Annotated in this window: 20 protein-coding genes; 12 read left to right on the forward strand and 8 right to left on the reverse strand. The window is 36.1% G+C overall.

What is annotated here, in order from left to right:
* The first annotated feature begins 165 nt into the window (after positions 1-165).
* The 6 genes from H4K33_RS09965 (at position 166) to H4K33_RS09990 (ending at position 6,538) form a co-directional block, all read left to right on the forward strand.
* Positions 166-993 carry a succinate dehydrogenase cytochrome b subunit gene (locus H4K33_RS09965; protein ID WP_182648463.1) on the forward strand — a complete coding sequence of 276 codons (828 nt, stop codon included), beginning with the start codon at positions 166-168 and terminating at the stop codon, positions 991-993.
* 17 nt (positions 994-1,010) lie between these two features.
* Positions 1,011-3,011 carry a fumarate reductase/succinate dehydrogenase flavoprotein subunit gene (locus tag H4K33_RS09970; protein WP_182648465.1) on the forward strand — a complete coding sequence of 667 codons (2,001 nt, stop codon included), beginning with the start codon at positions 1,011-1,013 and terminating at the stop codon, positions 3,009-3,011.
* Positions 3,012-3,062: 51 nt separating this feature from the next.
* Complete coding sequence (locus tag H4K33_RS09975; protein WP_182648467.1) at positions 3,063-3,803, forward strand: succinate dehydrogenase/fumarate reductase iron-sulfur subunit; 741 nt, start codon at positions 3,063-3,065, stop codon at positions 3,801-3,803.
* Positions 3,804-3,932: 129 nt separating this feature from the next.
* On the forward strand, positions 3,933-4,739 hold the full coding sequence (locus H4K33_RS09980) for a hypothetical protein (protein WP_182648469.1): 807 nt from the start codon (positions 3,933-3,935) through the stop codon (positions 4,737-4,739).
* 95 nt (positions 4,740-4,834) lie between these two features.
* Positions 4,835-5,614, forward strand: a complete 780-nt coding sequence (locus tag H4K33_RS09985) for a hypothetical protein (RefSeq protein WP_182648471.1) — start codon at positions 4,835-4,837, stop codon at positions 5,612-5,614.
* Positions 5,615-5,770: 156 nt separating this feature from the next.
* Positions 5,771-6,538, forward strand: a complete 768-nt coding sequence (locus tag H4K33_RS09990; RefSeq protein ID WP_182648473.1) for a nitrilase family protein — start codon at positions 5,771-5,773, stop codon at positions 6,536-6,538.
* 46 nt (positions 6,539-6,584) lie between these two features.
* Here H4K33_RS09990 and H4K33_RS09995 read toward each other — a convergent pair whose 3' ends face one another.
* Both H4K33_RS09995 and H4K33_RS10000 read right to left on the reverse strand, forming a co-directional pair.
* Complete coding sequence (locus H4K33_RS09995) at positions 6,585-7,001, reverse strand: lipocalin family protein (protein ID WP_182648475.1); 417 nt, start codon at positions 6,999-7,001, stop codon at positions 6,585-6,587.
* 21 nt (positions 7,002-7,022) lie between these two features.
* Entirely contained in the window at positions 7,023-7,445 is a 423-nt protein-coding gene (locus H4K33_RS10000) for a lipocalin family protein (RefSeq protein WP_182648477.1), read from the reverse strand.
* A 384-nt stretch (positions 7,446-7,829) separates the two neighbouring features.
* Here H4K33_RS10000 and H4K33_RS10005 point away from each other — a divergent pair, with 384 nt between their 5' ends.
* Both H4K33_RS10005 and H4K33_RS10010 read left to right on the forward strand, forming a co-directional pair.
* Positions 7,830-10,418: a DUF2339 domain-containing protein gene (locus H4K33_RS10005; protein WP_182648479.1), complete on the forward strand. Its 2,589-nt coding sequence runs from the start codon at positions 7,830-7,832 to the stop codon at positions 10,416-10,418.
* A gap of 10 nt (positions 10,419-10,428) precedes the next feature.
* Positions 10,429-11,652 carry a hypothetical protein gene (locus H4K33_RS10010; protein ID WP_182648482.1) on the forward strand — a complete coding sequence of 408 codons (1,224 nt, stop codon included), beginning with the start codon at positions 10,429-10,431 and terminating at the stop codon, positions 11,650-11,652.
* Between the two features lie 41 nt (positions 11,653-11,693).
* Here the strand turns inward: H4K33_RS10010 and H4K33_RS10015 are convergent, their stop codons facing one another.
* Complete coding sequence (locus H4K33_RS10015) at positions 11,694-13,301, reverse strand: Ig-like domain-containing protein (protein WP_182648484.1); 1,608 nt, start codon at positions 13,299-13,301, stop codon at positions 11,694-11,696.
* A 68-nt stretch (positions 13,302-13,369) separates the two neighbouring features.
* Positions 13,370-14,050 (reverse strand): ComF family protein, encoded by a 681-nt coding sequence (locus H4K33_RS10020; RefSeq protein WP_182648486.1) that lies wholly within the window; start codon positions 14,048-14,050, stop codon positions 13,370-13,372.
* A gap of 104 nt (positions 14,051-14,154) precedes the next feature.
* Here H4K33_RS10020 and H4K33_RS10025 point away from each other — a divergent pair, with 104 nt between their 5' ends.
* The 3 genes from H4K33_RS10025 (at position 14,155) to H4K33_RS10035 (ending at position 15,458) form a co-directional block, all read left to right on the forward strand.
* Positions 14,155-14,349 carry a hypothetical protein gene (locus tag H4K33_RS10025; protein ID WP_182648488.1) on the forward strand — a complete coding sequence of 65 codons (195 nt, stop codon included), beginning with the start codon at positions 14,155-14,157 and terminating at the stop codon, positions 14,347-14,349.
* A 1-nt stretch (position 14,350) separates the two neighbouring features.
* Positions 14,351-14,722: a YchJ family protein gene (locus H4K33_RS10030; protein WP_182648490.1), complete on the forward strand. Its 372-nt coding sequence runs from the start codon at positions 14,351-14,353 to the stop codon at positions 14,720-14,722.
* Positions 14,723-14,825: 103 nt separating this feature from the next.
* Positions 14,826-15,458, forward strand: coding sequence for an NAD(P)H-binding protein (locus tag H4K33_RS10035; protein ID WP_182648493.1), 633 nt, complete (start codon positions 14,826-14,828; stop codon positions 15,456-15,458).
* Between the two features lie 60 nt (positions 15,459-15,518).
* Here H4K33_RS10035 and H4K33_RS10040 read toward each other — a convergent pair whose 3' ends face one another.
* The 3 genes from H4K33_RS10040 to bla form a co-directional block, all read right to left on the reverse strand.
* Positions 15,519-16,094 carry a YceI family protein gene (locus H4K33_RS10040; RefSeq protein ID WP_182648495.1) on the reverse strand — a complete coding sequence of 192 codons (576 nt, stop codon included), beginning with the start codon at positions 16,092-16,094 and terminating at the stop codon, positions 15,519-15,521.
* A 142-nt stretch (positions 16,095-16,236) separates the two neighbouring features.
* Positions 16,237-17,781 (reverse strand): glycine--tRNA ligase, encoded by a 1,545-nt coding sequence (locus tag H4K33_RS10045; RefSeq protein WP_182648497.1) that lies wholly within the window; start codon positions 17,779-17,781, stop codon positions 16,237-16,239.
* Positions 17,782-17,869: 88 nt separating this feature from the next.
* Positions 17,870-18,613: an MUS/TUS/MOC family subclass B1 metallo-beta-lactamase gene (gene bla / locus H4K33_RS10050; RefSeq protein WP_182648499.1), complete on the reverse strand. Its 744-nt coding sequence runs from the start codon at positions 18,611-18,613 to the stop codon at positions 17,870-17,872.
* Positions 18,614-18,842: 229 nt separating this feature from the next.
* Here bla and H4K33_RS10055 point away from each other — a divergent pair, with 229 nt between their 5' ends.
* On the forward strand, positions 18,843-19,247 hold the full coding sequence (locus tag H4K33_RS10055; RefSeq protein ID WP_182648501.1) for a hypothetical protein: 405 nt from the start codon (positions 18,843-18,845) through the stop codon (positions 19,245-19,247).
* 31 nt (positions 19,248-19,278) lie between these two features.
* Here H4K33_RS10055 and H4K33_RS10060 read toward each other — a convergent pair whose 3' ends face one another.
* A complete protein-coding gene (locus H4K33_RS10060) occupies positions 19,279-20,436 on the reverse strand; it encodes an efflux RND transporter periplasmic adaptor subunit (protein ID WP_370576676.1) in 1,158 nt (385 codons plus the stop codon).
* Between the last annotated feature and the right edge of the window lie 10 nt (positions 20,437-20,446).

Raw genomic sequence — 20,446 nt, forward strand, 5'->3', positions numbered from 1 at the left:
GACTATTTGGTCTTAAATCTAGTTTAGGAATACTTTTTTTTTAAGTAAAATAACGTGAAAATTATTGTTTATACTCAATATAAATAAACGCTCACGCATTGCGGATAACGTTAATTAGGTGTATTTTTGAGAGATTTTTTCAAGAAAAACAATTAAAATTACATTATGGCAAAATCTGCACTTTTAAAGTCATCCATTGCAAAGAAATATTGGATGTCTCTTACAGGGTTATTTTTATGCTTGTTTTTAGTTGGTCACTTGGTAGGGAATCTTCAGTTGATTTTTGGGGATGCGTCAAAATTCAATGAGTATGCCTTATTCATGACAACTAATCCAGCTGTAAAAGTATTATCTTATTTAACGTATATATCAATCCTTTTCCACGCGATTGATGGTATAGTTCTAACAATTCAAAACAAAAAAGCTCGTCCGATCGGATACGCGAAAAACAATGCTGGAGCAAACAGCAAATGGGCTTCTCGTAATATGGCGGTATTAGGAACTTTATTGTTAGTTTTTATCGTAACACACATGGTAAATTTCTGGGCGAAAATGCACTTTTCGGCTATGCCATTACAAACGATAGAAGTTAATATTGAAGGTCAAGAAGAGCCTGTATTTATTTACAAGACAGTTCAAGAACAACCAATTGATGTTAGAGCGGTTGAAATGGGACAGTTAGAAATTAAAGGAACTTCGTTCTACCAAAAAGGGACAGATTTAAAACTTGCAGATGGTTACAAAGATTTACATAAAATCACAATTGAGTTTTTCAAAGATCCTTCTACAGGATTGATCAGCACAATTTTATATGTAATCGCAATGATTGTTCTTGGATTCCATTTATCTCATGGTTTTGCAAGCGCATTCCAATCTTTAGGGATAAATAATCCAAAGTATAACTGTTTGATCAAAGGCATTGGCTATTTATTTGCTTATTTAGTTCCTGCTTTATTTGCAATCATTCCATTATACATTCACTTTATTAAATAGTCCTAAAGAAATTGATTATGAAATTAGATTCTAAGATACCTCAAGGACCAATCGATAAGAAATGGTCTGATTATAAAAACCACATTAAATTAGTTAACCCAGCAAATAAACGTAACATTGATGTTATCGTTGTTGGAACTGGATTAGCAGGTGGATCTGCTGCTGCTACATTAGCAGAGTTAGGTTATAATGTAAAAGCATTTTGTTATCAAGATTCACCTCGTCGTGCGCACTCAATTGCAGCACAAGGAGGGATTAACGCTGCTAAAAACTACCAAGGAGATGGTGACTCGATCTACAGATTGTTCTACGATACTGTAAAAGGTGGAGATTACCGCGCTCGTGAAGCAAACGTTCACCGTTTGTCTGAAGTTTCAGCGAATATTATTGACCAATGTGTGGCTCAAGGTGTGCCTTTAGCTCGTGAGTACGGTGGTTTATTAGATAACCGTTCTTTCGGAGGAACACAAGTTTCACGTACGTTCTACGCAAAAGGACAAACAGGTCAACAGTTGTTGTTAGGGGCTTACTCTGCAATGAACCGTCAAATTGGTCGTGGTAAGATCAAAATGTACAACCGTCATGAAATGCTTGACTTGGTATTAGTAGACGGAAAAGCAAGAGGAATTATCGCTCGTAACTTAATTAACGGGGAAATTGAACGTCATTCAGGACACGCTGTAGTTATCGCTACAGGTGGTTACGGAAACGTTTTCTTCTTGTCGACAAATGCAATGGGTTCTAACGTTACTGCTGCTTGGAAAGCACACAAACGCGGAGCTTTCTTTGCTAACCCTTGTTTTACACAAATTCACCCAACTTGTATTCCTGTTACAGGAGACCACCAATCAAAATTAACATTGATGTCAGAGTCTTTGCGTAATGATGGACGTATTTGGGTTCCAAAGAAAATGGAAGATGCAGTTGCAATTAGAGAAGGAAAATTAAAACCAACTCAAATTGCAGAAGAAGATAGAGATTACTACTTAGAAAGAAGATATCCATCATTCGGAAACTTAGTACCACGTGACGTTGCGTCTCGTGCAGCGAAAGAAAGATGTGATGCTGGATATGGAGTTAACGCAACAGGAGAAGCAGTTTACTTAGACTTCGCTTCAGCGATTGAGCGTTACGGTAAAGAACAAGCGCGTATTCACCACTTGGATGAGAACGATGCTAAATTAGTTTACAAATTAGGTAGAGACGTTGTAGAGAATAAATACGGAAACTTATTCCAAATGTATGAGAAAATCGTTGATGAGGATCCATACACAACGCCAATGATGATTTATCCAGCTGTTCACTACACAATGGGTGGTGTATGGGTAGATTACAACTTAATGTCTACAATCGAGGGATGTTATGTTATTGGTGAGGCTAACTTCTCAGATCACGGAGCAAACCGTTTAGGTGCTTCCGCTTTGATGCAAGGTTTAGCTGACGGATATTTCGTATTACCTTATACAATCGGGGATTACTTAGCTGATGATATTCGTACAGGTGCTATCCCAACAGACTTACCAGAATTCGTTGCTGCGGAGAAAAATGTACAAGATATGATTGATCACTTAATGAACAATAAAGGATCACATTCAGTAGATTACTTCCACAAGAAATTGGGTAAAATTATGTGGGATAAAGTAGGTATGGCTCGTAATGCACAAGGTCTAAACGAAGCAATGGACGAAATTGCTGCATTGAGAGAAGAATTCTACAAAGACGTGAAAGTTTCTGGTACTGCAGATAGCTTTAACCAAGAGTTAGAAAAAGCGCTTAGAGTTGCTGACTTCTTAGAGTTAGGTGAATTATTCGCTAAAGATGCTTTACACCGTGAAGAATCTTGTGGAGGACACTTCCGCGAAGAACACCAAACAGAAGATGGAGAAGCACAACGTGATGATGAAAACTTTGCTTATGCTGCTGCATGGGAGTACAAAGGAAATCCTAGAGATGCTGTTCTACACAAAGAAGAGTTGGTGTATGAAAACATTAAGTTGGTAACTCGTAGTTATAAATAATATTGAGGTATTGATTCTTGAATCATATCTTGTTGTAAAAATTCGATGCAGATGAATCTTACATTAAAAATATGGCGTCAAAAAAACGCTAAAGAACAAGGAAAAATAGTTGAGTACAAAATCAATGATGTTTCTCCTGATATGTCTTTCTTAGAAATGCTTGATGTTTTAAACAACGAGCTAATTGAGAAAGGGGATGATCCCGTAGCATTTGACCACGACTGTCGTGAAGGTATTTGTGGAATGTGTTCATTGTTTATTAATGGACAAGCACACGGACCAGACAGAGGAATTACTACTTGTCAGTTACACATGAGAAAGTTCAAAGATGGTGATACGATTTATATCGAGCCATTCAGAGCAAAAGCTTTCCCTGTAATCAAGGATTTAGTAGTAGACCGTACTGCTTTTGATAAAATTCAACACGCTGGAGGATTTATTTCGGTAAATACTTCTGGTAATACACAGGATGCTAACGCTATTCCTATCCCTAAACACGATGCTGACCGTTCATTTGACGCAGCAACTTGTATCGGATGTGGAGCATGTGTGGCAACATGTAAAAACTCTTCTGCTATGTTATTCGTTTCTGCAAAAGTTTCTCAATTTGCCTTGTTGCCACAAGGTAAAGTAGAAGCAGCAGACCGTGTAATGAACATGGTAGCGGAGATGGACGCTTTAGGCTTCGGTAACTGTACAAATACAGGTGCTTGTGAGGTTGAATGTCCAAAAGGTATTTCTCTAGAGAATATTGCTCGTATGAACAGAGAATACTTAAAAGCAGCCTTATAGAGGATTTTAATATTTTTTTGAAAAAGGAAAAAGCAGCACATTTTGTGCTGCTTTTTTTATTTGTATTCTTTCGTTTTTATTTTTCTTTAACTTAAATTTGGCGCCAATTAACATAATATTTCAATTTTAGTGAAAACCTTACTCATTTGTTTTTTATTAGTATGCACTTCCGTGATGTGTCATGCTCAACTAGGTATTTCGGATCTTAATGGACCGCAGGGAAATACTGTTATTAATTTCAAAAATGGCTCTTCGGAAGAGGGGATATTTAAAGGAAGTGGAATCCTTTTTGGTTATCGATATGAGGATCCTTACGAGTTTAAATTTAAAAGTAAAGGGGAGAGAGAGTATCGCACCATTTCTTCTAATCAGGTGAAATCGATTGTGATTTACGATTCGAAAGACAAACAATCTTTCGTAGAGTATTTTCCAATCCGCATTCGCGACTTTGGTAAAAAGTATACTTTTTCGGATAAATATCATGTGGACTTTTATCCTTTGAGTAGTTATAAAGGAATTCCTTTTGCTAGAATTGTAATCTATTTTGGAGCGAATTCTTATACTTTTCAGAACCACATGGTAGACCATTATTATTTTCCTGTTGGTAAAACGGGCTATTATTTTTTATTTGACGGAGGGTTCCGCAGAAGTAATAAAGAATCTGCTCAGTTTATGATGCTATTGGACAAGAATTGCGAGGCTTTTCAAGCGTATATGCAGGAGAATTATTTAGATACTGATAACTACAAAGCAGATTATGAGGCAGCTGTAAAAGCGTTTAAGAAAACAAAATCTGAGTTTGTCGCGGAACGAAAAGCAAGAGGCTATAGCAGTAAAGGGGCAAAGATTGAATACAAGAGTGCGGAATTCTTTATTTATTTTAAACAAATATTAGATAAGTACAGCGAACTTTGTACACACGAAAATCACGATTAAATCACTGCTGATTAAAGTCGTTTTTCCTTATTTATATTGACAAATTTTTTATTTAACTTAATCTTGATTGTCATTCACAAAATAATAAAATTTTAATGAGAACCTTACTACTTATATGTATCCTTTTGTACACGTCTTTTGGCAGTTATGCTCAGTTTGGATTGAACGTATTTGATGGGCTTACTGCAAAAGCTGTTATCAATTTTAAAGACGGAACGAGAGAAATAGGAACAGTCAAAGAAAATGGTCCTTTAATTGGATTTAGACGCAATGATCCTGACGAACTAAAGTTTAAAAATAATGGAGCGGAGGATTATCGACTAGTGTCTTCTGAAACATTTAATTCAATCATTGTATATCATGGAAAAAAGGAGGAATATGCTACAGAGTATTTTCCCATCCGACTTAGAGAATACAAACAAAGAGGTGTTTTTTCCGATAAATATTATGTCGACTATTTTCAACTTGTTCACTATAATGATATATCTTTTGCACGGTTGCATCTATTTGTCAATGGAAAGTACGCCAATGAGGTTTTCTTATTTCCTGTCAAGGGAACTGATTATTATTTTAAGTTAGATGGAGGTTATAAGAAAAATGGAAAAATGGCGGAGATTATGAAACACCTAGATCCAAATTGTCAAGCGTTTACTTCCTTTATTCAAACCAATTATATTGATTCATCCAATTATAAATCGGCATATAAACAGGCGTTAAAGCAATTGAAAGAGAACAAAACCAACTTTATGCAGCAACAAGTAGCTAAGGGATTGAAGAATAAAGAGGCAAGGGTAGAATATAAGATAGAAGAAGATTTTATTTTTATCAAGCAAATATTAGACAAGTACAGCGAACTTTGTACACACGAAAATTAGTAGTAGTCTTGTGAAACAGATGTAGGATTAATGAGAGTTTGGTTGTTTGTCGTTTGTCGTGAACAAGAAATAAAAATCAACAGTCAACCAACAACAGTCAACCAACAACAATGAACAAAGAATATTTCGTATTTTTGAAAGACTTAAAACAAACGTATGAAAGTAGCTTTGATTCAAGCACCTCTAGTTTGGGAGGATGTGCAACAAAACACGACCTATTTTAAAAATCAATTACAGCAAATTGAAAAGGGAACGGATTTGGTTGTAGTACCAGAAATGTTCACTTCAGGCTTTACCATGAATCCTGAGCGTGTTTTTATGACTATGCAAGATAAGTTTATTACTGAACTACAATCGTGCTGTAAATCGCTTAATTTTGCCTTAACAGGTAGTGTCGTTATCAAAGAGGGAAACCAATTCTACAATCGATTGTTCTTTATTTGGCCTACAGGTGAATTCAAGACGTATGATAAGCGACATTTATTTTCCCTCGCAGGGGAAGAAAAAGTATATGCACCAGGAACGAATCGCTTAATCGTCAACTACAAAGGATGGAATATCTGCCCGTTGGTGTGTTATGATTTGCGATTTCCTGCATTTGCACGAAATATTGGCGAAGTATACGATCTATTACTCTATGTTGCTAGTTGGCCGGATCAACGCATTTACGCTTGGGATTCTCTCCTAAAAGCACGTGCTATTGAAAATATGAGCTATGTGGTAGGAGTAAATCGCTGTGGTGAAGATCAAAACGACAATCAATACACAGGGCATTCTCAGGCTATTGACTATATGGGACAGTACCTTGTTGAGCCTCTTGAAGGGGAGCAAATACAATATGTTAGCTTGGATAAAACAACACAAGATAAAGCGCGAAATCGGTTCGCCTTCTTAAAGGATGCCGATCAAATCGTAGTAAAATAAAAAAGCTATCCAGATGGATAGCTTTTTGCTTTTATTAACTTAGATTTTATTGTTTGGTAAATGTCACCTTAGTTCCCTCAACCTCTAGGTTTAGAGTCTTGCCTTCTACCAATTCGTATTTTACTGTGCTAATTTTAACAGATGCAGGATCGTTATTGGCAACTTCACTTTCAAAAACAAGCGTGTTATCCACTAATTTCCATTTGGTAAACACCATCGTTGGATCATTCACCGCTACCACTGTTCCGTCAGCTTTCAGTTCAAACCCTTGTTGAATACTTGGATCTGTTGCATTTGCCTGTGTCCAAACGCCAACTAAACTTTGGGTAGGATCCACTTCCGGAGCCGGTTGCTCTGTTACTGTTGTAGTTTCTTCAACTACAGTTGCTTCTTTTTGATCTTTACAAGAAGCGAAAGCGATAGCTACAAAAGCTAAAGCAAGTACAGTTTGTTTTGTTTTCATCTACTAAATCTTGTAAAAAGATTATTTTCTAGTGAAAGAGTCTTTAGACTCACCGTTAATTAAGTTTAAAGTAGTACCATCAACTACTTCAAATTGGTAAGATACTGTATCAATACTTGACGTACCATTACCGATGCTCTCTTGTTCCAAGAATAATTTGTCTCCTTCTACCCACCACTTTTTCGTTTGAAGTGTAGCCATATTAATTGAAGCAGCTGTTCCGTCTTCTTTTAATTCGAAACCTTGTACTTCTTTGTCATTAATAGGGTTAGGTTGTGTCCAAGAAGCAACTAATACTTTCGTATCTACAGCTTGAGGTGTTGTTGTTTCCTCTACTACTTCTGTAGTTGTTGTCTCTTCAACAGGAGCTTCTTTTGGTTGTTTACAAGAAGCGAAACCAATAGCTAAAAAAGCAATAGCTAAAGTCATTTTTGTTAATCTCATCGTGGATTAAATTTAAATTTTGATAGATCAAATGTATGACAGGAAAGTGTGAAAAAATCATTTTAATAATAATTTAACCAAGCCTGTAACTTGCTGTTTTTTAGTGTTTTGAAAATTTTATTTTGAATAGATGTGCGTGTTTTAGTTAAATATTTCGAGAAGAGTTTCACGGCGGTTCACCTAGAGAAGAAAAAGTGAAAAAAGGAAGAGCTATCCTAGTTATTCAATAAAAGAAAAAAATCACTCCTTCTAGTGATTTTTCTACTATTTGAAAATACAGATCAATTTACGAGGTTATTTTTCACTAAATTTGGTAATTATCCCCTTTTTTTTATTTAAAAATGGAGTTAAAGAAGAGATAATTTAAACTAAAGTTGAAGTAGCATGATTTTTACACTTTTCCTTCTCGTCGTAGTCTTGGTTATTTTAGTACTAAGCCTGATGAATAAGTTTGACAAGATCCGGACACAGTTAGATCAGGTTAATCGTCGAACTGTTACCTTATCAGAGGTTTTACAGGATATTCAACAGAAGATTAATGCACTGAAAACGTCGGATCTCACGTCGTCAAGTACTGTTATTGAAACAGATCCCGACCGCGTAATACAACCAGAGCTAGAGGAAGAACGCGTAGTTGTTCCTCCGCCTATTCCTACTCCTGTTGTTGAGGAAAATGTTGCTATAACTTCTTCAGATACTATAATAGAAACATATGCTTCTGATTTGGATCATGTCAATCAAAAATCAGTGGATTTATCTTTGAATAATCAAGCAGTAGAAGAACGTGTTGCTAAAGAAGAGGAGATACAAGCCACTGTACCTTCTTTTGCTGCTCCTCAAGCTGTTGATCACTTCTCCAAAGAAGAGGAAGAAAGCAAATTTGTAAAAGGATTAAAAGAAGTCAATTGGCTGAATGCCATCGGTATTATTACCTTGGTTTTGGGGATTGGTTTCTTTGTTAAATATGCGATTGATCAAGATTGGATTAATGAAGTAGGACGTGTGGCCCTGGGAATTGCTGTGGGGGGAATTTTAGTGGGAATTGCTCATAAACTAAGTGTAAAGTATCGCGTCTTTTCTTCTATTTTATTAGGAGGTGGATTTGCCACTTTTTACACTACGATAACCTTGGCTTTCCGCGAATATGAAATTTTTAATCAGACTACAGCTTTTGTTATTTTAATTGTTATAACAGTATTAGCCGTACTGCTTTCTCTTGCATATAAAAGACAAGAAGTGGCTATTTTCGCCTTTATTGGCGGGATGCTATCCCCCTTGTTGATCAGCACGGGATCAGGTAATCATATCGTACTGTTTTCTTATATACTCTTGCTTAATACAGGAGTGTTAATTGTTGCGGTTCGACAAAGGTGGTTGCTCATCGATAAGTTTAGTTATGTGTTGACTTTTCTGTATCTAGGAACGTGGTTATGGGTGAAATATCAAGAGGTCAATCAAGGTGCTGCAATTTTATTTACCGCGTTGTTCTTCCTGCAATTTATGTTGTTATTGGTTTTGCGTTATAAAAACAAAACAGAAGACCAATCTCCTTGGGGGCAATTGCTCTATATGGCTTTGACGAATTTTACAGCTTTGATCTGTTTCTTTGCGATTCACGCCAAAAGTACTGGGGTAAATTATTTAGGGGTTATCATCATCGGCATGGCTCTAGTTAATGCTTTGTTTATCCTTAGTACAACTAGAGGAAAAAGTCAGTCATTGGATAAAAATTTCACGTATACTCTTTTGGCTATTACTATCGGACTTGTGTCATTAGCTATCCCTGTGCAACTAAGCAAAGTGTATATTACTATTGTATGGGCCATTGAAATGGGAGTGTTATTTTGGATATGGACACGTACAAGAGCAAACTTGTTTCGAGTTGGAGCACTGCTTTTGAGCGTACTCACTGTTTTTTCTTACTTAATCGATATTCGCAGTTTCAGCCCTACATTTGAATATCAAGAAGCAACAGAATCAACGGTTTTAGCACACCTTTTACCTATCATTGTCAATCAGTATACTCTGACTGGTATTGTCATGCTAATTGCTTTCCTTTTTGTGTATCAATGCGCAAAGAAGAGTCAATTGGAGGAAGAGGATACCATCGGATTAAAATCAATAACCCAGCCAACTACAGGAGAAATCCAAAAAGGATTGAGAATTGTTCTCTTTGTGTTGGCTTATATTATCCTGTTTCTTGAACTTTCTTATCAAGTAGGGGGTAGAATTGAATACCCAATAATAGGAGAAACGAACGGGATTTATAAAACGCTTGCTTTGGTAACGTATAGCTTGCTTTTTGGAGCCGTTTACTTTGCTTTAGACAAGCATAAGACAACAAAAGTAGGATACTTGATCTATGTGTCCTTGACGAGTATATTGTTGTTGGTATTTGCATTTTCAATTGAAGAAGTGAGAAGTGATATATTTAATTACAGCGTATACCCTAAGGGATATTTTACACTTCACCTGTTAAGCTTTGCTGTTTTGTTGTATTTGTACTGGATGTTATATCGCAATTTGTCTCAGGTAAAAGTCAGTGCAATCCAAGGATTAAACGCTGTTTTGTTTATTTCATTAGTTGTTCTGTTTTCTGTAGAGTTGGATAATATGATGATATGGATACTCAGTATTCCTGAAACGTATTACACAATTTTAGATCATGTTCACGCGTATGGTTATCCAATACTTTGGGGATTGATGGCGATGATATTGATGATTTTGGGTATCAACAAAGAAAAAGCCGAATGGAGAAAATTATCTTTGGTAAGCTTTGGAATCATCATTCTGAAGTTTTACCTCTATGATGTTTGGCGTATGAATCAAGGAGGGAAAATTGCTTCTTTTGTTGTGTTGGGAATTATTCTTTTAATCGTTTCTTTTCTTTTAGAGCGCATCAAGTTGCTTTTAAAGGATAAAGAAGATCAAACGCCGAATCTTCCTAAAGAAGATGAATCGTCTGATGTTTAAACTTTTTTATATGAAAATATTTACTACGTTACTGTTGGTTTTATGGGGCGCTGTTCTGTTAGGTGTTTCATCTGTTTATGGGCAAGCGAAAGCATATCAAGCTCAGTTAGCTCCTGTAATGGAAAGTGGGTATTATAATATCGAATTAGACAATAGGTTAGTAGGGTGTGCTAAAGATAACTTTTCCAATCTCCGAATTGTACAACAAGATACGGCCGATACAATGGAAATTCCCTATTTCATAAGAGCTGTTCAGCCTTCTTCTAAGGAAACAAAGATGATCGATTATCCTATATTCCAACGCATAGAAAAAGATAGCATTAATCGCTTTGTGGTTCACAATCCTGAAAAGAGAGAAATAAAAGACTTTTACGTGACGATCAACAAAGCAGATGTTGTTATAACTGCATCGGTGAGAGGAAGTAACAATGGAGAAGATTGGTTTAGTGTGAAGCAAAAACAACCAATTTATACCGATCAGACTTCTAGTGGAGGCGAGGCAACATTGTTTATAGGAATGCCAGAGGGACATTATCCATATTATGAAATTGAACTTGTCAATAATCAGGCAACGCCACTAAAGCTCAATAAGGTTAGCACCGTAGTTGACACACATACGTATGGACAGTTTAGTCCAATTTTGCTGCAATATGATGCCAAATTAACCCAACAAAAGAATAAAACAACTCTTGTGTCTTTTATTCGTCAACCGCAATATTACAAACTTAATAAAGTATCTGTCGCGATAGATAATCCTCAAGATTACTACCGCAAAGCGATGTTGAGAGATTCAATAACGAAAGTAGCTATTCCGCTTACGTTATCTTCTAAGGGAAGTAATGAATTTATCGTTGAACACGTTGTGGTTCAAAATCCTTATATAGAGATATACAATGGCAATAATCCACCAATAGTAATTAAAGATGTGGTCCTGTCTGCATTAACTCGATTTGCAACAGCTTATCTACACGCGGGTAAAACATATGATGTAATCGTGAATAATGAGATAACAGAAATTCCTGAGTATGATATACAACACTTTAAAAACGAAATTCCGTTGCTGTTACCCACAGTCAAAACGATTGATTTTACCAGTAGCGAGTTAGCTACTGCCAAAGAGCGTTCAAGTGAAACAGCAGGCAACATGAATACCCTTTTATGGGTTGTGTTATCAGTTGTCGGATTGTTAGTTGTGTATATTTGTTATCAGACGTTTAAGAAACTAGGCAAATAATTGTCTTTGCGGTTTGCATTAACGACAAACCGCAACGATCTCTAGTTCAAATCTAGATCTTGATTAATATCCCAATTGGCGCGTACATCAATAGGTTCTTTCGAATAGAATGTCTCTTCTGGTTGACGTTTGTCCCAATAATAACCAGTATCCCACTTGCCATTTTGATTGTCATCATAGATCACGCGAACATAGTATTTACGTGGTGGAAGTAAATCAAATACAATGGTCTGTGGGGCATGAATGATTTGAGTAAAATAGACTTTTTCCTGTTCATCAATTAAATCCACAATAATAGGATAGCGTTTAACACTACTTAGATTTAGGTTTAAATTTCCATAATCACTGTGTTTAGTGGTTTTTAACGCATAGTTTAGTGTGTCATTACCCTTGCCAAATAGATCGACTAAAGCGTTGGGAAGTAGGCGAATACTGTATAATTCTTCTTGTGCTTTATCGAAGAGTAATTCCACCTTTTGTTCCGCTAATACTTCTTGAATTTCAAAAGAAACAGGTAGGGAATCTTTGTTTATAAGTTGAATTAAATCTTTGTCTACACGAGCAATCGGCGTTGTCGTCTTTAAAGCAAACGACTCTTTAAAGTCGATGGCGTTATTTTTGGCTGTAACTCGAAGGGTATCCACCTCTTTCATTTTTGCACGTGGACGCACGGTAAAGGTTTCTAAATAATCGTCTTTACTTACGGTAATATGTAGAGAGTCAGCTACAATCTTAGGAAACCAAAGTTGTAGCGAATCTTTTGCCTCTAAAGGGGTGTAAACACTCTTTATCAAGCTATCGTTCTTTGTAACTTTTACCTGTACACCGTCTTTATTTCCTACATAAGGAAGATACCATTTGTTTTCTGCAAGTTGGGCCGGTCGTTTTGCCTTAAATTGCTCTTCAGATTTAAAGAGAACTAAATTGTATTTCTGATCTGTTGGAATCGTAATGGTATCCTGAATAAAAGCAATTTTATCTTGTTCAGGATTAAATAAATAATTGTTCGTTTTTTGTTTCAATCCAACCAAATAATAAGTACCCGCTTTAATGTTCTCGATAGAAAATGTAGTTAAAGAATCTAAGGTATTGGTGATATACAGTGGTTTTTCTTTGTATACGGTTGAATCGGTAAACACCTTAGCATCGTACAGCATTACATTGACAAAATTGTCAGTTTTCAATTTGTGAGCGGATTGAATGGTTCCTTCAAGCTTTAAGGAATCAATATAACTTCCCGTTGAGAATATGTACTTAAATTGAGGTAATACATTTCCCTCGTTATTATCAATAATAGCATCCCCAAAGTTAAAACTATAGGTGGTGTTGGGATGCAAAGTATCTTTTAACTTAATTGTCATTGTTTTCTTGGGACTTCCCATCGGTGAAATCTCCGGATTGTTCTTTAAAGGGGGAGAAACAATTAAGTTTTGGTTGATATTCTTCAACTTGATGAATTCATCAAAGTCAATTTTGATTTCATCTTTATCAAAGTTGATCGAGAAGTTTTCTGGATAACTCTTTAATACCACTGGAGGTAGAGTGTCCATAGGTCCTCCTGAAATAAATCCTCTTTTAGCACAATTAGAAAAACAAGTTACACATAAAATGAGTAAGCAAGTAAATAAGTATAGACGAAACTTAGACATAGTTCTATTTTGAAAAGACAAAGTAACAATTATATTTTTTACTTAGAAAATATCAATCCCTAAAAACTTCATTTTGTATAAGCTAAACATAAAATACTCACCTTGCTTTGAGGGATTTGCAACAATAGTTTAGCGCAGGTTTCCAATGTAGTTCCCGTAGTTAAGATATCATCTAATAATAAAAAGTGTTTTCCTGTATACTCAGGAGTTGGGGTCAAGTGAAAAACGGTTGTTTGGGGGTTGATTCGCTCTCGAAAGCTTTTTGTAGTTTGAGATGAAGTAGTGGCGATTTTCGTTAATAGCTTTCGATTAATAGGAATTCTGTAGCGTTCAGCTAGCGCTGTAGCGAATCCGTCTACTTGATTATAGCCTCTTTGCTTGCGTTTTTTATGATACATAGGTACAGGAATAAGCCAATCAATGGTTTCTAATGTAGCTGTTTCGGATAAAATTTCGGCGTACATCTTACCCAGTATATAGCTAATCTGGGGCTGATTTCCGTATTTGAGTTGATGAAAGAGATTCGATACTCGACCATTTTTAGTATAGTAGAGTAAACAGCTAGCTTGTGTAATGTTGATTTTGCCGTAAAATTTACCCATTGCTTCATTGGTTGAAGATAAATGTTGATTCGTAAAGGGCAGAAAAGCGCTGCAAGCGGTACACAAGAAGAGTTCTGTTTCGAGGAGAATCGCAGTGCAACCACAACAGCTTTTTGGAAAAAGTAGATTCAGTAAGTCTTTCAACATAAAGAAGGGATTTAGATTATAAAAAAAAATAAGGCAAATAAAAGACCACTTTAAATCAATGCAAGCAATATCTTTGTATTGTATAAGAAATAAGAGAAAAGAATATGGAGAAAGCAATACTTGATTTGATGCAACTCATTAAGGAAGAGCAATACGAGATAGCAAAGCCCTTTGCAGCTGAAATAAGCAAGCGTTTACAACAGTTGATGGATGATGAAACCTCAGATGATAGCTTGGTTCGCCTAGCAAAAATGCACAAGATTGTGGAAGACCTCCAACAAACAATAAAAAGTAAGTAGTATGTGCCCTTGTGGAAGTGAACAAACCGTAGAAAAGTGTTGCTTACCTTATTTAAAAGGAGCGCAATATCCTGCAACTGCAGAAGCGCTCATGCGCTCAAGATATACCGCCTATGTGTTAGCGAATGCAACGTACTTAATTGAAACAACGCATCCAAAAACGCGTCATTTGTACAGTAAGAAATCGATTGTACAGTGGGCAACTGAAAATCAATGGACAGGTCTTGAAATTGTACAAGCAACAGCTACAACAGTAACGTTTATTGCTTGTTTCAAAGATTCAAAAGGGGTAGAACATCTACATAAGGAACATTCTCTTTTTGAAACTTTAGGCGATAAATTGTATTACGTATCAGGTACTTTTGAGGAATAGCAAGCGTTTGTTTTCGTGTTTTTCTACATGGCATTACTCAAATAAGTAGTATAACGAATAAAAAAGAAGTGAAATGCTTGAATTTTTTTTGTAAATTACTAATATGAGAGCTGTTATTATTGGGGCTACTGGAGCCGTTGGAAAAGTATTAGTGCGTCAATTACTGTGTGACGATCGCTATCAATTTGTCGAAATATTTGTGCGAAGCCCTTGGGATATTCAACATCCCAAGTTAATTTATCATGTAGTTGATTTTGATAAAATGACCGAATGGCACCATTTGATTGAAGGTAATGTGGCTTTTAGTTGTTTGGGTACAACCAAGAAACAAGCAGGCAGTAAGAAGAACCAATGGCATATTGATTATGATTATGTAGTTCAATTTGCCAAGTATTGCAAGACCAAATCGATCCAAACTTTTGTTTTGGTTTCTTCTAAGGGAGCTGATTATCACAGTAAGGTGTTTTACTTGTACTTAAAAGGCAGAATAGAACAAGCCATTGCGCAACTACATTTTAATCGCACGATTATTATTCGACCTAGTTCGCTCATTCGACCTAATTCAGATCGATTAGGTGAAAAAATGGGTGTGAAAGTTTTACTTTTTCTCAATCGTATTGGATTACTGCAGTCCTATCGCCCTGTGCCTGTATCTAAAGTAGCAGACCGAATTCGAAATAGTGCTGTAAGTCATGTCGGGTACAATCTCGTAATTATAGAAAACGACGAAATATAAACAATAAAAAAAGGGTTTACTCCTAAGAGTAAACCCTTTTTTTGAAAGATATATAAAGGATTAGTTAGCCTTGCTAAATTCTAAATTTACCGTAATATCAACATTTTTTCCAATGGCTTGTCCTGTTGGATCATAGGCTACATCAAAGTCGAAACGGTTGATTGTTGTCGTAGCTTGAAAACCAAGCTTGGTGTTTCCATTTCCGTCATCTGCTAATAAACCACCGTAAGTTAATTGAAACGTTACGGGTTTAGTTATGTTTTTGATGGTTAAGTTACCTGTTAACTCATACTTGTCTTTTCCCGTTTTTTTGATAGACTTGCTATCGAATTTCATGGTTGCATATTTTGCAGTATCAAAAAAATCACCAGATTTTAAGTGATTATCACGCATTTCTACGCTTGTATTTACACTGTTTAAATCAACTGTAAAGTTGAATGTTCCTTTGGTTAAATCTTCAGGGTTTCCTACAAAAGTTCCTTCGTATTTATCAAATCGTCCATCTACAAAAGAAATCCCCAAGTGTTTTACTGAGAAGTTTAAAAACGAGTGCATCGGATCGACATTCCATTTTGTTTGTGCAAATGAAGTAACTGAAAATAAAGCAGCTACAACGAATAAGGCTATTTTTTTCATATGAATTATATTTTGTGATTATCTATGATTCAAAGATACGGAACTTCTGAAGGAGAAGTACTTAACCTACATTAAGAAACGATTGAAAGAAAAAAGCCTCTCCAAATTATTTGGAGAGGCTTTTTATTTTATCTTGTCCTGATTACATCATTTTCTTTAACCAGTTTCTCATCGATACTTCTTCATTGATGATGTTACGTAAATCGGCAATAGCAACGCGATCTTGTTTCATCGTATCTCTGTGGCGAATTGTAACCGTTTTGTCTTCTAGCGTTTGGTGATCCACTGTAATACAGAAAGGAGTTCCCAAAGCATCTGCACGGCGGTAACGACGTCCTACAGCATCTTTCTCATCATAAGCAACGTTGAAATCCCATTTCAAGTCTTCGATGATTTCTTGTGCGATTTCAGGTAATCCGTCTTTTTTCACTAGAGGGAAGATAGCTGCTTTTGTTGGAGCCAAGACTGCAGGTAATTTTAATACCGTTCTCGTTGTTCCATCTTCTAGCGTTTCTTCTTGTAGTGATTTTGAGAATACAGATAAGAACATACGATCTAATCCTACAGATGTCTCTACTACATAAGGAACATATGAAGAGTTTGTTTCGTTGTCGAAGAACTGTAATTTTTTACCAGAGAATTGCTCATGCGCTTTCAAGTCAAAGTCTGTACGAGAGTGAATTCCCTCTAATTCTTTAAATCCGAATGGGAAGTTGAATTCGATATCAGTAGCTGCATTGGCATAATGGGCTAATTTTTCGTGGTCGTGGTAACGGTAGTTTTCCGCTCCCATCCCCAGTGATAAATGCCATTTTAAACGCGTGTCTTTCCAGTATTGGTAGTATTTCATTTCCTCTCCTGGTTTTACGAAGAATTGCATTTCCATTTGTTCAAATTCACGCATACGGAAGATAAACTGACGTGCAACGATTTCGTTACGGAATGCTTTTCCTGTTTGTGCAATACCAAAAGGAATCTTCATACGTCCTGTTTTTTGAACGTTTAGGAAGTTAACGAAAATACCTTGAGCTGTTTCCGGACGAAGGTATAAATCCATCGCTGTATCAGCAGAAGCTCCTAATTTTGTACCAAACATAAGGTTAAATTGACGTACTTCTGTCCAGTTTTTAGAACCTGTATCAGGATCTGCGATTTCCAATTCTTCGATTAGCGCTTTTACATCCGCTAAATCACCCGAATCCAAACCGCGAGCCATGCGCTCTAAAATTTCTTTTTTCTTTGCATAGTATTCTACTACACGTGGGTTAGTTGCAATGAACTGCTCCTCATCAAAAGACTCTCCAAAGCGCTTTTTCGCTTTTTCAATTTCTTTTAATGCTTTTTGGTGTATTTTTTCACAGTAGTCTTCAATTAAAACGTCTGCTCTATATCTCTTTTTACTGTCTTTGTTGTCAATTAAAGGGTCGTTGAATGCATCAACGTGACCTGAAGCTTTCCAAGTGGTTGGATGCATAAAGATTGAGGCATCAATTCCTACAATATTTTCGTGCATTTGTACCATGGATTTCCACCAGTACTCTCTAATATTTCTTTTTAATTCTACACCGTTTTGAGCGTAGTCATACACTGCGCTTAAACCATCGTATATTTCGCTAGATGGAAAAATGTATCCATACTCTTTTGCATGCGAAATAACATTCTTAAAAATATCATCTTGTTTTGCCATACTGCAAAAGTAATAAAAGACTTTAAGATTAAAAACTTCACCACAAGCTATTTGCTGTTAATAATCTTAAGTTTATGGGTTTATTAATCTATTTCTTGTCGTTATTTGATTTTTGTGCCTGATAAGCAGATAAGATGCGTTCTGTATTTTCAATATGACCAGATTGGTTCCACGCATCATGTCCCGGAATAATCACTTTTGCTTGCCCAAATCTGCGCTTTATTTCTTCGATGGTATGTGGCCAAGCTTCCGTATTGCCATCTGCGATATTGCCTATACTCGTTGCTTCTGCACTTTTGATCAAACAACCTCCATACAATACTTTTTCTTTGGGAAACCAAACTACCGTATTGTCTTTACTATGTCCTTCTCCTAAGAAATAAACCGTGAACTCCTCATTGCCGAAAGTAAAGGTTTTTTCTTTTCCAAAAGTATAGGTCGCTTGAGGATCATTGCGCTCCTTTAATATTTTATTGGTTAACTCATAGGTATAGGTCTCGGCTTTAGCTTTATTGAAAAAATCTAATCCTCCTGAACGATCTTCGTGAAAATGTGTGGTGATGACCCACTTCACTTCTTGCTGGTGTTGATTCCTGATGTGTTCAACTAATGGAACATATTGATCCTTGTCCCAAGGGGTGTCAATGAGAATGACCCCTTCATCTGTTACTACATACAATGCATTGGAAGAGTAAGAAACACCATTAAATACCTGATAGGTTGTATAAATATACATGTGATCGTTTAGTTTTTCGATTTTTAATTTATCTGATTGCGAATAAGCAAGAATAGTACCTAGAAGGAAAGATAAACAGGTAAGGAATTTGTTCATGGTGTAGGATAAGATTAATGGATTGTATAAAAGTTTAAAGCAGCCTGGATTGAAAAATAAGACTTCTCCTACAAAAGTAAAAAAAGGATACAAGAAAGAGATACTGTCACGATTTTATTTGCTGTTGTTTGTAGTGTTCGTCTATTAGAGCTCCCTAAAAGAGATGTTATTTTTTTAACTAGTTTATAGTTCGTACTTTCCTTTTACATAAATTGTAGAAAAGAACAAGATGAAATCAATCCGAATTGCAATTGTAGCACTGTTGTATACAGGTATACTAATAAGTTGTGTTGATATTTGGAATCGCGAACCTGATTGTAAAGTGTCAACGAAGGTCAGTCGTTCATCGCTTACTTTTTCTGGTAATGGAGGAGAAGAATTTGTAGAGGTGAATCCCAAGCCCTATTACCTTATTGAAGAAGTTCAAATTGGCAAGGTAGGTGAAGATGGTTATATGTATGAAGAACGGGCAACTGAGGGCTATAGTACAGCTAATTATTCTGTTCGAAAACTTGAGGATGGGCGATTAGCTGTTCGAACCAATACCTATTATGGAGAAACTCCCTTTAAGTTTAAGGTGATTGTCAAAGGAGGAGATTGTTCAAAAACGATCAATTGTACTATAAATCCATAAAAAAAGCCCAGCTACTGCTGGACTTTTTACGTTATTCTTCCTCTTCGGTATTTCTTAATTTCATGAGTAGGGTATAAGCTCCTTTAGAAACGATGGTTTTACCTGTTAAGCCATCCGTATTGTGTATGGCTGTGAAACCATTTTCAGTTTCTCCAATTTCAACTGCAGTCATTTGATAGGTTTGTTTGTCAATTTCTATAAATACAAAATTCTTCCCTTCAAAATAGACGACACTCTCTTCTGGTAAGGCTTTGCTTTGAGCCGAATGTGTATCAATTTCTGCATTCATATACATCCCTGGTAAAAGATTCTTTTCAAAATTTTCAAAGTGACAGTGTACTTCTGACGTACCTTCCGTATTAACATCCATGCTAATGAGTACAATTTCTCCCTCGTATTTTTTGTCGGGGTTGTTGTTGGTAAAACTCACAACACGTTGTCCTACTTCTAGTTTATCTAAATCTTTCTCGTATACTTTCAGGTTTAAGTGAATATCCGAAGGATCAATCAGTTCAAACATTACATCTGAAGGGGTAACATATTTTCCAATATTGACATAGGTATTACTCACAAAACCGTTGATTGGACTATAAATAGCGATTGATCGGCTAATAGAATTGTGGGTTAAGGTGTTGGGGTTAATGTTAATCAAACTCAATTGTTGTCCTAAAGCATTCATCGCAATTCGCTGGGCATTCATTTCTGCTTGGGCTTGTTGCATGACCTTGTCACTGCTTGCTTGACTAGCATTCAGCTCCTTTTGACGTTGAAAATCTAATTTAGCAAATTCATATTTGTCTTTCGCAATAAGATAGTTTTGTTGTAACTCGATATAACGCGGGTCTTCCATAACGGCGATTTGCTCTCCTTTTTTGATGTGCATGCCGGGCATCAATTTCGTTTGCTTCACATAACCTCCTAAAGGATTGGTCACTGAAATTAAGTTTTGAGGCGGAACATCTATTTTTCCATTTAACTTCAAAACAGATGCGATGGTGCGTTCTTCGAGTTTTGTGGTTTCTAGTTCTACGTGTTTTAATTGTGCATCAGTCAAGTGTACAATATCTGTTTCTTCTTCGATGATTACTTCTTCTGTATTGGTTTCATTTCCCTTACATTGAATGAAGGTAGTAGAGAGAAGAATGCCCAGAGTTACAATAGAAAATGGACGAATGGTTTTATATAAGATAGACATAAGG

The organism is Myroides sp. WP-1, from assembly GCF_014145635.1.
Classification (GTDB): Bacteria; Bacteroidota; Bacteroidia; order Flavobacteriales; family Flavobacteriaceae; genus Flavobacterium.